Annotated in this window: 13 protein-coding genes; 4 read left to right on the top strand and 9 right to left on the bottom strand. The window is 39.9% G+C overall.

Annotation, left to right across the window (positions count from 1 at the left end):
- Nucleotides 1-230: 230 nt before the first annotated feature.
- The gene (locus ACOQO1_RS09855) at nucleotides 231-716 is read right to left on the bottom strand and encodes a DUF7000 family protein (protein WP_420602707.1); all 486 of its coding nucleotides are present in this window, start codon (nucleotides 714-716) and stop codon (nucleotides 231-233) included.
- Nucleotides 713-1576, bottom strand: coding sequence for a methyltransferase family protein (locus ACOQO1_RS09850; protein WP_420602706.1), 864 nt, complete (start codon nucleotides 1574-1576; stop codon nucleotides 713-715). The genes ACOQO1_RS09855 and ACOQO1_RS09850 overlap by 4 nt, the downstream gene beginning before the upstream one ends.
- A 156-nt stretch (nucleotides 1577-1732) precedes the next feature.
- Here ACOQO1_RS09850 and ACOQO1_RS09845 point away from each other — a divergent pair, with 156 nt between their 5' ends.
- A complete protein-coding gene (locus ACOQO1_RS09845; RefSeq protein ID WP_420602705.1) occupies nucleotides 1733-1933 on the top strand; it encodes a hypothetical protein in 201 nt (66 codons plus the stop codon).
- A gap of 11 nt (nucleotides 1934-1944) precedes the next feature.
- Here ACOQO1_RS09845 and ACOQO1_RS09840 read toward each other — a convergent pair whose 3' ends face one another.
- The 7 genes from ACOQO1_RS09840 to ACOQO1_RS09810 form a co-directional block, all read right to left on the bottom strand.
- A complete protein-coding gene (locus ACOQO1_RS09840) occupies nucleotides 1945-2355 on the bottom strand; it encodes a hypothetical protein (RefSeq protein ID WP_420602704.1) in 411 nt (136 codons plus the stop codon).
- Nucleotides 2356-2666: 311 nt separating this feature from the next.
- Nucleotides 2667-3248 (bottom strand): RDD family protein, encoded by a 582-nt coding sequence (locus ACOQO1_RS09835; protein ID WP_420604325.1) that lies wholly within the window; start codon nucleotides 3246-3248, stop codon nucleotides 2667-2669.
- A gap of 85 nt (nucleotides 3249-3333) precedes the next feature.
- A complete protein-coding gene (locus ACOQO1_RS09830; RefSeq protein ID WP_420602703.1) occupies nucleotides 3334-4158 on the bottom strand; it encodes a thymidylate synthase in 825 nt (274 codons plus the stop codon).
- A gap of 318 nt (nucleotides 4159-4476) precedes the next feature.
- Nucleotides 4477-6015: a NupC/NupG family nucleoside CNT transporter gene (locus ACOQO1_RS09825; RefSeq protein WP_420602702.1), complete on the bottom strand. Its 1539-nt coding sequence runs from the start codon at nucleotides 6013-6015 to the stop codon at nucleotides 4477-4479.
- Between the two features lie 9 nt (nucleotides 6016-6024).
- Nucleotides 6025-6657: a bifunctional nuclease domain-containing protein gene (locus ACOQO1_RS09820; protein ID WP_420602701.1), complete on the bottom strand. Its 633-nt coding sequence runs from the start codon at nucleotides 6655-6657 to the stop codon at nucleotides 6025-6027.
- 91 nt (nucleotides 6658-6748) lie between these two features.
- Nucleotides 6749-7717: an electron transfer flavoprotein subunit alpha/FixB family protein gene (locus ACOQO1_RS09815; protein WP_420602700.1), complete on the bottom strand. Its 969-nt coding sequence runs from the start codon at nucleotides 7715-7717 to the stop codon at nucleotides 6749-6751.
- A gap of 76 nt (nucleotides 7718-7793) precedes the next feature.
- On the bottom strand, nucleotides 7794-8540 hold the full coding sequence (locus tag ACOQO1_RS09810) for an electron transfer flavoprotein subunit beta/FixA family protein (protein ID WP_420602699.1): 747 nt from the start codon (nucleotides 8538-8540) through the stop codon (nucleotides 7794-7796).
- A 174-nt stretch (nucleotides 8541-8714) separates the two neighbouring features.
- Between ACOQO1_RS09810 and ACOQO1_RS09805 the strand changes: the two genes are divergently transcribed.
- From ACOQO1_RS09805 to ACOQO1_RS09795, 3 genes are all read left to right on the top strand, one after another.
- A complete protein-coding gene (locus tag ACOQO1_RS09805; RefSeq protein WP_420602698.1) occupies nucleotides 8715-9692 on the top strand; it encodes a pyruvate dehydrogenase complex E1 component subunit beta in 978 nt (325 codons plus the stop codon).
- 160 nt (nucleotides 9693-9852) lie between these two features.
- Nucleotides 9853-12348: a DUF5686 family protein gene (locus tag ACOQO1_RS09800; protein WP_420602697.1), complete on the top strand. Its 2496-nt coding sequence runs from the start codon at nucleotides 9853-9855 to the stop codon at nucleotides 12346-12348.
- 75 nt (nucleotides 12349-12423) lie between these two features.
- Nucleotides 12424-12948, top strand: coding sequence for an inorganic diphosphatase (locus tag ACOQO1_RS09795; RefSeq protein ID WP_420602696.1), 525 nt, complete (start codon nucleotides 12424-12426; stop codon nucleotides 12946-12948).
- The last annotated feature ends 78 nt before the right edge of the window (nucleotides 12949-13026 follow it).

Below are 13026 nucleotides of genomic sequence, written 5' to 3'. Positions count from 1 at the left end.
TTAGGTGATTTGGTTATTTTGTTTGTAATGAAAACACCCAGGTGAAAGCTTGGGTGTTTTTGTATTCTATAGGTCATTCCGAACGAAGTATGAGGAGGAATCTCTTCAAATTTGGATTTCTCGTCGCTCATAAAATCGCTCTGTCGAAATGACATATAGAATAATACGAATCAGTGATTTAGGTTATTAATTAAGGATGAGAATTTCTTTCTCAGCGTAGAGCCTGACTCTTAAGCAAATGCTCCTGAAACATCCTGTATAAATTGTAGGGTGCCTTTTTCCAAGGTTTGCGTTAAGGTGTCCAAATCACTAAAATTGGGATTCTCTACCAAAATGTGTTCAATTATGGACTCTTTTGGGGTAGGTGAGAGGGGATATTTGTTCCAATTGTTGTTTTGGAACACTTCCCAATAGTTTTTTTGGATCTGTTTGTTCTGCCCAACCAGCCAAATCTCAAACCGAAGTTTTTCATGATTGAAAACCAAGCCTATTTTTAGTTTTTGGCTTTTTAGGGATTTTGGAGTAATGGGAAAATAGCTCATGTCCATATACCCTTGATAAAAATTGCCCACGATAAATTCCCCGGGATATTGATTGATAAAATGGTTCCTAAGACCCATCAGATATTCCATAAGTGCCTTATAGGCTTTGGGAACATGGCCTAATGCCATTTGTGCTTTGTACTGCGGGAAATGTTGATTAAGAGATTCTTTCATTTATTTGATTGTTGAGATTTTAGGGTCGGAATCCAGCACCGAACTTTTTTTTGATAAGCTAAGTAAGCTTCGCCAAAACGATTGACCATGTTTTTTTCCTCAATAGGTTTTACAACAAGGTGCCAAATCAGTCCTCCGATCAAAGTGTAAATTAAAATATGAATCGAGTTAAAATATAGGCTTACCGCAATTCCTTGCCCCATGCCCGCAATGGCCATAGGATTTCTTACGTATTTGTATGGCCCGCTGATGACCAATTTTTTGGTCTGATCTATGGGAAGGGGAGTGCCCTCTCCCTTTTTCACAAAAGTATAGGCACTATAAAGACCCAAAAAACTTGAAAAAAGAAACAAAACAATACTAGGAATGGCATTGGTGTTGTTGAAAATAATATCTATTTCAAAAGCCTGCATGATCATCCAAGGAAAGAATACAAGGGTTATTATCCAAACACAAATAATTTGGACAAACGTTTTTAATACGTTGACCCATATTGCACTGGATTTTGATTCTTTAAATGCATGGTCGTAATGGACCAAGAATAGATTGTAGCCCAAGCCAAGCAACATGATCGTTGTTGCCAAATAACCTCCTCCTGAAAGTATGGATGCATTGAGACAATAAAAACTTCCGTAGGCAAAACCTCCAAGAATAATAAGCTCCAAATCCCTTATGGGGCGATAAGCCCTTACAATGGATAGCACTGTTATGATGATAATATCCGGAGCAAAAAAGGAATTGAATGCCAGGCTGCTGATCTCTGGAAATTGGAACGCCGCAAAGAAATTGGGACTTATGGATAATCCCAACCACCAAAGTAGTATTATGGTAGCTTGTACTAAATAGGCTGTTCCTTTCAAATGAAGCAATTACAATTTGTAATTCTTAAAGATGCAAATATTATTAAAAAAAGAACAATCAAAATTTGAAATCCAATAAGAATTTGTCAAAGTCATAATTTATTATGACCCTTAAAACTGGGATGGGACATATCTTTGATTTGAAACGATAATCAAATGGATATTGATAAAAATATGGTACAGGAAAGTTTAATGGAACTGGTTAAAGAAGGATACGGCTCTCCAGATAAAATGGCCAATGTTTTGGATTTGGGAGTGGAAATGTTGTTTTATGTGGAAGAAGGTGCCTTTACCCAAAGGGAAATACAGCATGTGGTTACAGCTATCAGAGATATTGTTGGGGTTTTGAGAGGGTGATTGTAATTGTTTTAGTGAATTATCATTGTTACATATTCAGATTTGCACCAGTCAATTACCTTTCCATTTATATCCAGTTCTAGGTGATAAATGTTTCCCTGCCTTTGGGTAAGTTCATAGACATTTATAAAAAACCTGTTGTTTTCGGCAATTCTTGGATAGCTCAAATAGAGCTTCGGAAACCTTCCCATATTATTCCTTCTGATTCGGAATAGTTTTTTATTTAGATTGCTGAGGTCTAGTTCAAATTTGTCGGAATCAATGTGGTCTTGACCGTATTCTTTGCGATTTAGCTTTGAAACATCTTTTTTAAATACTGGTTTTTTTAAACATTCACCTTCCGAAAAATACATGTTGGAATCCTGAAAATCCATGTAATAACGATAAATCGTTACTTTTTTCTCCACGGGGTAACGTTTCAAGATTTCCGATTGGTAAAAGTCAAATGCCGCTTGTTCGAAAAATGGAAATTTGGATTGCGCCCATCCCATACAAAAACCAAAATTCCAAAGGGTAATGATTAGAAGTGTCCGTTTGATCACATGAGTTTTTAATTGAATTCTAATTTACCGATTTAATGGTTAAGAATACAAATGTTGTTTTACGTTGAGGAAGGTGCCTTTTCCCAAAGGGAAATACAGCAGGTGGTCACTGCCATTAGAGAAATTGTTGGGGTTTTGAGGAAAACAAAAACTCAATATGATTTCTGATAACAAAAAATGGCAAATGTTTTTTAGTTCATTATTGGTGTTTGTGGTAGTACAAAACTCAGTCCATAAAAGTAAATGATTCCAATTATAGTTATTATAATGTAGATTGCTTTGAAGTGTACTTTTTTTAAATCCCGCCATAGCGAATTAAGTTTCTCCTTATTGTTCATAGTAACTTTCGTATTGGCCAAAAAATCTCCTATCCGTCTTTCAGGATTGATATACCCCACGACTACTTCAATTGGCCATATAAGACAAATGGTCAGATTCCGGATGAAACATTGTAATTCACTTGCGGGTTTTTCGGTTTTTCGGTCTATTACTTGATAGCCTAAAATCCGTTTTGCTGGGCTCTTTCCGTTCAAAAAATCCTTGTTTAAATAGATAAAAAATGGGAAAAACATTAAACTAGTACCAATCCAATTATTAAGGCTTTGTTTAAAATTTATGACAAGCACGAAAATCAAAATTGAAAGGGGGACAATTACTATACATAATACTACGTGATCTAGCAGCATGCTTGAAATTCGATGAAATCTTGGATTGATATTGGAAAGTTTTGAAACTTCTTTATGCAAGGGCCCTTTATAGCTTGGTTCATTCATTTCAAATGGCTTAAAATATGTTTGTATAGATTGAAACACATCATTATATACCACAAATGGGACATAAATCTATGGTTTTACAACCTTACACAGCCACAACCCCTTTAATATGTGGGTGAGGGTCGTAGTTGAGCAATTCAAAATCGTCAAAGGTAAAGTCAAAAATGTTCTGTACACTAGGGTTCAACCGCATGGTAGGCAAAGGGCGTGGATCACGGCTCAGCTGTAGCTCCACTTGTTCCATATGGTTGTTGTAAATATGGGCATCACCAAAGGTGTGTATAAAATCCCCGGGTTGGTAGCCGCACACCTGAGCCATCATCATCGTAAACAAAGCGTAGGAGGCAATGTTAAAGGGTACGCCCAAAAAAATGTCGGCACTACGTTGGTAGAGCTGGCAGGAGAGTTTGCCATCGGCCACATAAAACTGGAAAAAGGCATGGCAGGGGGGTAGAGCCGCCTTTCCGTTGGCCACATTTTCACCAAAAGACACGGAGGTGTCTGGTAATACGCTGGGGTTCCAGGCAGAGACCAACATACGTCGGCTATTGGGATTGCTTTTTAGGGTATCAATTACTTCTTTTATTTGATCTATTTCCTCGCTGTTCCAATTGCGCCATTGGTGTCCGTACACCGGGCCCAAATCTCCGTTTTCATCGGCCCATTCGTTCCAAATACGTACACCGTTCTCCTGCAGGTAACCCACATTGGTATCCCCTTTTAAAAACCATAGCAACTCATGTACAATGGATTTTAAGTGCAATTTTTTGGTGGTCACCATTGGAAATCCTTCGGATAGGTCAAACCGCATCTGGTAGCCAAAAACGCTCATGGTTCCTGTTCCGGTACGGTCGCCCTTTTGGTTTCCGTGCTCCAATACGTGTTTTAGTAAGTCGTGGTATTGTTTCATTCTATATGTTGCTAAATCGTCATTTCGAGTGATTTCAGTTAACTGAAATCGTATCGAGAAATCTTTGATTGGGAAAGCCTTGTTTTCGATATTAAATCCATATTTAGGATTTCACTCAAACTGACGGCTTTTTTTAACCCATCTAAATTACACTAAGTATAAAGTTGTATAAAGTTAATATAGTTGGACTTATAAAGATTTTATTAACCAAGTGATTTTTCTTGTTCATTTTGTCTTGAAACAAAACGAACCAAAATTTCAAGAAGATTCCTAGGAAATTTTTGTGATGAATCACAAAACCGCTGATAAATCCAACCGCTACATGCTCTTTTTTGCTTTGCAAAACGCACTTCCACTCGATTTACAGCTATTTCTGGGGAATCTTCCGAGGGCTAGCCTTAGAATCATCCCAGCGATGGTAGCAGAAAGCAGCGAAGCCAGTGATCCTCCCAAAACGGCCTTCATGCCAAATTCGGATAGGGTTTTGCGCTGACCGGGAGCCAAAGAGCCAATCCCACCAATTTGGATACCGATGGAAGCAAAGTTGGCAAATCCGCAGAGCATATACGTAGCCATGATTACGGATTTGTTATACGTGAAATGTAGGTTGCTGGCCATATTTTTTAGTTCGGCAAGCTGAATGTAGCCGATGAATTCACTGGCAGCCAATTTTATTCCCAACAGCTGCCCCATGAGCATTATATCGTCTCCGTTTACACCAATCAACCACATTAAAGGAGCAAAAACGGTCCCTAAAATGGCTTCAAGCGAAAAACTGTCGTAAGGTGAGTTGGCAGCAATCCATGTGTTAAACGTGGTTAGATCGCCTACCCAACCTAAAATACCATTGATCATGGCGATAAAGGCCACAAAAACGAGAAGCATGGCACCTACGTTCATGGCCAATTTAAGCCCTTCAGTGGTTCCATTGGCAATGGCATCTAAAATATTGGCCCCGATTTTTTCTGTGGATACTTTTACGTCGGTATTTACTTTTTCGGTCTGTGGATATAAAATTTTGGAAACCACAATGGCACCAGGTGCAGCCATTACAGAAGCTGCTAACAAATGCTTGGCAAAGATCAAGCGTAATGCAGGGTCGTCTCCGCCCAAAAATCCAATGTAGGCCGCTAACACGGCTCCTGCCACCGTTGCCATTCCTCCAATCATCACCAAAAGGATTTCTGATCGGTTCATTTTTTCCAAATAGGCCTTGATCAATAATGGAGCTTCGGTCTGACCCAAAAAGATGTTTCCGGCAATAGAAAGACTTTCGGCACCTGAAATGCCCAAAGATTTAGTGAGCAACCAAGCCAACGCCCTTACTACTTTTTGGATAATGCCCAGGTAAAACAGTACGGATGTCAATGCCGAAAAGAAAATAATGGTAGGCAGTACCTGAAAGGCGAAAATAAACCCGAAAGTGTCCATATCTACTACTAGGCCTTCAAATAGGAACTTGCTCCCTGCACGTGTGAAATCAAGAATACTCACGAATACTTGTCCGATTTTTTCAAATATCAATTTTACCAAAGGCACTTTCAATACCCCAATGGCTATCAATAATTGAAGTGAAAGCCCTATTCCCACTGTTTTCCAGTTAATGGCTTTTCGATTAGAGCTGAAAAGAAAAGATATAAAGATCAATACTGCCATGCCCAAGGCTCCCCTCCAAAGACTATTTATGGTAAAACCTTGATTGGGTATGATCTCTGGTGCCTGGTTTTGTGTAATATCGTCAATGATGGTAGTCTCGGCAACAACGTTCAACGAATCTGCTGGTAGGGCATTCTGACCAAAAGTGGCTATACTGGTAAATAATAAGAGTATGAGAAAACTTCTGGTTTTGTTTGGCATGTAGTTGGTTTATTTACGCTTGGAGATTTCGTCCCGTAGTTTTGCAGCTTTTTCGTAGTCTTCGTTGGCCACTGCTTTGTCCAATTCTTTGTGGAGCTCCTCCAAGGTCATTTCCCTGTACCCTTGTGATGAAGCGCCTGACTCAATTTCCACGGTTTCTCCTTCTTGAAGGATTTCATCTACCACTATGCTGTCGTCATCTTCATTTTCCTCACTTTCCTTTGATGAAAATTTGAGAAAGATTCCCGCTTTGTCCAGTATGGTCTTGTAGGTGAAAATTGGCGCATCAAAACGTAGGGCCAAAGCTATGGCATCACTTGTCCTTGCATCAACAATCTCCTCTGCTTTATCGCGCTCACAGATGATGCTGGAATAAAAAACTCCATCCACCAATTTATGGATGATCACCTGTTTTACAACAATCTCAAACCTGTCCGCAAAATTTTTAAAAAGATCGTGCGTAAGCGGTCTTGGGGGTTTTATTTCTTTTTCAAGCGCAATAGCAATGGACTGTGCCTCAAAGGCACCAATAACTATTGGAAGTTTTCTGTCTCCTTCAACTTCATTCAAAATAAGGGCGTAGGCACCATTCTGTGTCTGGCTGTATGAAATTCCCTTTATTTTTAATCGTACTAAGCTCATATTATCTTCCTAAAAAGCAAAAAAGACTGTTCAAATAAGTGGCATTACCTTTTATCTGAACAGCCCCTTGCAAAAGGCAAATTAACAAAAATTAAGCGTTCTGGGCTTTAAATTCCTTTAATTTTTCGATGAGTTTAGGCACTACTTCAAAGGCATCACCAACTATTCCGTAATCTGCCGCCTTAAAGAACGGAGCTTCGGGGTCGTTATTGATCACTACTTTGGTTTTTGAGGCACTTACCCCTGCCAAATGCTGAATGGCACCAGAAATACCTACTGCCACGTATAGATTACTTGCCACGGGTTTTCCGGTTTGTCCTACATGCTCCCCATGCGGGCGCCACCCTAGATCGGATACAGGTTTGGAACATGCTGTTGCAGCTCCCAAAACTTCGGCCAGTTCCTCGATCATGCCCCAGTTTTCGGGTCCTTTTAAGCCTCTTCCGCCAGAAACCACGATATCGGCATCGGCAATAGTGGCTTTTCCGACCACTTTATCCACTTCAACGGATTTTGTGGCAAAATCTGCATCGCCAAGAGTTGGATTAAAATCTTCAACCGTAGCCGTACCTCCATTTTCGTGAACTCCGTAGGCATTATTGGACACACCAACTATCTTTACTTCGGAACTGATTTCAGTATGGGCAAAGCCCTTGTTGCTAAAAGCGGTTCTTTTCACTACAAATGGAGAGGTACTCTCTGGAGCAGCCACTACATTGGGAACGTAGCCCGCACTTAAATTAGCGGTCAAGATGGGTGCTAAAAATTTGGAGTCCGCACTTGAGCTTACTATGATAACCTTAGCTCCTTCGGCCTGAGCAGCCTGTGCAAGTATGTTGGCATAAGCTTTTGCGTTGAAGGTGCCCAATTGGTCATTGGAAACTTTTAAAACCTTGGATGCCCCATAATTCCCCAAAGAAGCATCGTATTCCGCATTTATGGTTACTGCTGTGACACTTTCACCTAGTTCTTGTGCCACTTTATGCGCATAAGATGCTACTTCAAAGGCGTTTTTTTTAAATTTTCCTTTATCTGATTCGGTATATACTAATACTGACATAATTTTTTGAAATTTCAAGATTCAAATTCCAAATTCCAAAATGGCGTTTGGTGCTTGGAAGTTGTGGTTTGATTATTTAGATGACTTTAGCTTCGTTGTGCAATAGGTTGACCAATTCTCCCACATTATCGGCATCTACCAACTTAACGGGTCCTTTTGCCGCAGGTTTTTCAAACTTTTGGTCTTGTGTTGGTTTGGGTGCGTCAATAGGTTCAACAACATTCAAAGCCTTTTTACGCGCCATCATTATTCCCCGCATATTGGGAATGCGAAGATCACTTTCCTGCACCAATCCTTTTTGACCTCCAATTACCAAAGGTAAAGTGGTGCTGATGGTTTCTTTTCCACCATCAATTTCGCGGGAAGCGGTTGCATTGTTTCCATCCACTTCAAGCCCAATACAGGTGTTTACAAAGTTCATGTCCAATAAAGTGGCCAATATGCCCGGGACCATTCCACCGTTGTAGTCTATGGATTCCCTTCCTGCAATAACCAGGTCATATCCGCCATTTTTGACCACTTCGGCCAATTGTCTGGCTACAAAAAATCCATCTGTTGGCTCTGCATTGATACGGATGGCCTCATCGGCCCCAATGGCAAGAGCCTTGCGGATGGTGGGTTCGGTCTGTGCACCTCCCACAGTAGCTACATGTACTGCGGCCCCCTGCTTTTCCTTGAACCACATGGCGCGTGTCAACCCAAACTCATCATTGGGATTAATCACAAATTGTACTCCGTTTGTATCAAACTTGGTGTCCCCTTCGGTAAAATTGATTTTGGAAGTGGTATCCGGTACGTTGCTAATGCAAACTAAAATCTTCATATGCTCTTTAGGTTTATCGCATCAAAGATAGCTATAAAAATCTGAAATTTATTATGCATGCATAATAAATTTTTGTTCTTTTTTTTGGAACCCATCAGCGTAATATTCCTGTATATTTTGCTATTTTTGCGTGCATTTTTAATGCGAGCTAAATCAACTTTTTAGTACTATTTAATGAAAACACTACAGTTTAGGGAAGCCATCAAGGAGGCGATGTCCGAGGAGATGCGAAAAGACGACTCTATATATTTAATGGGTGAGGAGGTTGCCGAGTACAATGGAGCCTACAAAGCTTCAAAGGGAATGTTGGATGAGTTTGGACCGGAAAGGGTTTTGGATACCCCAATTTCCGAGTTGGGTTTTGCCGGGATAGGAGTAGGTTCCGCCATGATTGGGAACAGGCCTATTATTGAGTTCATGACCTTTAACTTTTCACTGGTTGGAATTGACCAGATTATAAATAATGCAGCAAAAATCAGACAAATGTCTGGCGGACAGTTTGCTTGCCCGATAGTATTTAGAGGACCAACAGCTTCTGCAGGGCAGCTGGCGGCTACGCATTCGCAGGCTTTCGAAAGCTGGTACGCGAACTGCCCTGGTTTAAAAGTGGTGGTACCATCAAATCCAGCTGATGCCAAAGGGCTTTTAAAATCGGCTATTCGTGATGATGACCCGGTTATCTTTATGGAATCTGAGCAGATGTACGGTGATAAGGGTGAAGTGCCAGAGGGAGAGTATACCATTCCATTAGGAGTTGCTGAAATTAAAAGAGAAGGTACCGATGTTACCATTGTTTCCTTTGGAAAAATCATCAAAGAGGCCTATAAAGCAGCAGATGAATTGGAGAAGGAAGGTATTAGCTGTGAGATTATCGATTTACGTACCGTTCGTCCAATGGATCATGATGCCATCTTAAACTCGGTAAAGAAAACCAATCGCATGGTTATTTTGGAAGAAGCGTGGCCTTTTGGCAATGTTGCTACCGAGATTATCTACCATGTGCAGGATAAGGCATTTGATTATTTGGACGCTCCAATAGTAAAACTGAACACGGCGGATACACCAGCTCCGTATTCGCCAGTACTTTTGGCGGAATGGTTGCCAAATTCCAATGATGTGATAAAAGCTGTTAAGAAAGTGTTATATAAATAAACAGCTTATATTTGTAAGGTATATTAGCCTCGTCAACAAAAAAGTTGGTGAGGCTTTTTTTAAGGAACAGTTTTTGATAAAAAAATACTTTTAAACCAAAAATGACCGTTGCACTTCTGAAATTCCCGCTAGGATTTTCAATTGCGGCATATATCAAAACATGAAAAGATTCCTTTTAGTTTTTTCTCTCGTATTTAGTGTTTTAGCTTTTTCCCAGACCAAGGTAGGGGGTATTGTGGTGGATGATTTGGGCACACCCGTTGCTTTTGCCAATATTGTTTTCAAAGATTCTTCCGAAGGAACCATCACTAATGATAATGGACGTTTCTATATAGAATCCGATGAAACCTATAGCACCATTCTAGTTTCTTTTATCGGTTATGAAACCAAAGAGATTGAGCTTCAACAGAAGGTGAATTTTAATATGGAGATTGTGTTGACCGAATCTACCGAGCAACTTAAGGAGGTAATCGTGTACACCGGGAAGCAATCCAAGAAGGACAATCCGGCTATAGAGATCTTAAAGAAAATCTGGGCCAAGAAAAGGGAAAATGGCGTTCGGAAGTTCAAGCAATATCAATATGACAAGTACGAAAAAGTAGAGTTTGACCTGAATACGATTGATAGCGCCTTGATCAAAAGCAAAATGTTCAAAGGCTTGGAGTTTATGTTTGAAGATTTGGATACTTCGAGAATTACCGGTAAGACCTACCTACCCATGTTCTTGAACGAAAGTTTTTCCAAAGTTTATGGTGATAATGTTATAAATGAGGAAAAAGAAGATGTGCTGGGCAACAAAAATTCCGGTTTTAGCGGGAATCAGGCGATAACCGCTTTTGTGGAGGATTTGTATTCGGATTATGATATTTACAATAACTACCTGAAATTTTTTGACAAAAGCTTTACCAGCCCTCTTTCTAAAACTGGGGTTGATACCTATAACTATGTATTGTCCGACAGTACTTTTATAGACAACAAATGGTGCTATAACATTATATATTATCCCCGTCGTAAAAATGAGTTGACCTTTAAAGGGGATTTTTGGGTAAACGATTCTACATATGCCATAAAAAAAATAAATCTTCAGGTAACCAAGAGTGCCAATATCAACTGGGTTAAGGAAATTTATATTGAACAGGATTTTGACGTGGTCAACGATTCGGTTTTTTTGCTGAAACGGGATTATATGCTCAGTGATTTCAGTTTTTCAAAAAAGGAAAAATCACGTGGTGTTTATGGTAAACGAACAACGGTCTACGACAACTACCAATTTGATACGAGCAGGCCCGAGGAATTTTACAAGGCAGAATCTGACCCCTATGATCCTAGGGTGTTTGCCCGCGACAGTACTTTTTGGAAGAATGCGAGGTTAGAAACCCTTAATGAAGACGAATCGGGTATATTCAAACTGTTGGATACCCTAAAAACAGTGCCCAAGTTCAGAACCTATTACGACATTGTAAGTATTTTGGGTTCAGGATATATCGAAATTGATAAGTGGAACATAGACATTGGAAATATCTACAGCGTTCTTGGATTTAATGACGCCGAAGGAACACGGGTTCGGTTAGGTGCAAGGACCTATTTTGGACAAAACGATACTTGGCGCTTGGAAGGTTATATGGCTTATGGCTTCACCGATAAAAAAGCAAAACACGGTTTTTCGGGTAAATTTTTACTGGATAGAAAGAGCAGACTCATTTTTTCTGGGGGAAACCGGCGGGATATTGAGCAGTTGGGGTTGAGTTTAACCAGCACCAATGATGTGTTGGGAAGGAGCATAGCCTCTTCTTCCTTGGTCACCGTTGGGGCCAATGACCGGTTGACCAACATTAACCTTTCCACCGTTAACCTGGAAATGGAACCCGTTAAAAACTTTAGGGTTAGACTGGGCAGCTCCTTTAGGACATTAAGTTCCGCATTACCTGATGCATTTAGTTTGGATTATGTGGATTTGGAGTCTCCAACCGGAATATCATCGGAAGTAAAACAGTTTGATATTAATACCACCCTAATCTATACCCCGGGGAAAAGAACCATAGGTTATGGTGTGGAACGTGCTGATATCAATGATGATTATAGTACACTACTTTTAAACTATACCAAAGGAATAAGTGGGTTTTTGGAAAGTGATTTTGACTATGAGCGCATCCAGTTTTCATATCGCCAACCATGGCAGATTGGTGGTTTTGGAAGATTGACAAGCAGTATTGAATTGGGTAAGACCTTTGGAGAGGTGCCTTTGTCGCTTTTGAGTGTAGTTCCTGGAAATCAGACACTTTTTTCCTTATATAATGTCTTTCCCAATCTTGATTTTTACGAATTTGTGACCGATACCTATGCAACCCTGCATTTGGAACACAACTTTAATGGTAGGTTGTTTTCTAGGATTCCTGTATTGCGAAAACTGAATCTTCGGGAAATAGTTGGGCTTAGAGGGGCTTGGGGGCAGCTTTCTGATGAAAATATTGCGTTGAGTGCACCTACCAATATTCCATTGATGGCGCCTGAAGACCAAATATATTGGGAGTATTCCTTCGGAATAGGCAACATCTTCAAAATCCTCAGGATTGATTTTAATTTCCGAGGAAACTATCTCGATAATCCAGATGCCCGCCCATTCGGAATTACAGGTACCTTCGGATTTAATTTTTAATTAACAGAAAGGTCTGGATTTGTTGACCGTATTCCTTTTAACCGTGTTATTTTTGCAAAAAATTAAAACCGTATAATGTCAAAGAAAGAAGTAACCTTCGATGTGCTGATTGAAATCCCAAAAGGAAGTAGAAATAAATACGAATACGATTTCGCCTTAAATAAAATACGATTCGACAGAACCTTATTTTCCTCCATGATGTACCCTGGAGATTATGGTTTTGTGCCGGAGACCTTAGCGTTGGACCAAGACCCCTTGGATGTATTGGTATTGGGTACGGAACCAACCTATCCTATGGTGGTGATGGAGGTGAAGCCTATTGGAGTATTCCACATGACCGATGAAAAAGGCCCAGATGAAAAAATTATCTGCGTACCGGTTAGTGACCCGGTGTGGAATAATAAGGAAGATATCACTGATATCAATCCACATAGAAAAAAAGAAATTGAGCACTTTTTTGCCGTTTATAAGGATTTGGAGGAAAAAAAGGTAGATACTGGTGGTTGGGGCAATGTTGATGAAGCCATAGAAATCTACAATCAATGTGTAAAGCGTTACGACGAAAGTGAACACAAAAAGAAAAGGACCTTTACTATTTAGATAAAATGGACTTAAAAAAATGCGCTTTTGATATCAAAAGCGCATTTTTTTTATTAGGGTGTATTTTACTACATTAGC

This window comes from Flagellimonas sp. (genome assembly GCF_965222555.1).
In the GTDB taxonomy this organism is placed as follows: domain Bacteria; phylum Bacteroidota; class Bacteroidia; order Flavobacteriales; family Flavobacteriaceae; genus Flagellimonas.
Note: the sequence above shows the minus strand (reverse complement) of the source record. Positions and strands in the feature narration are given on the sequence as shown.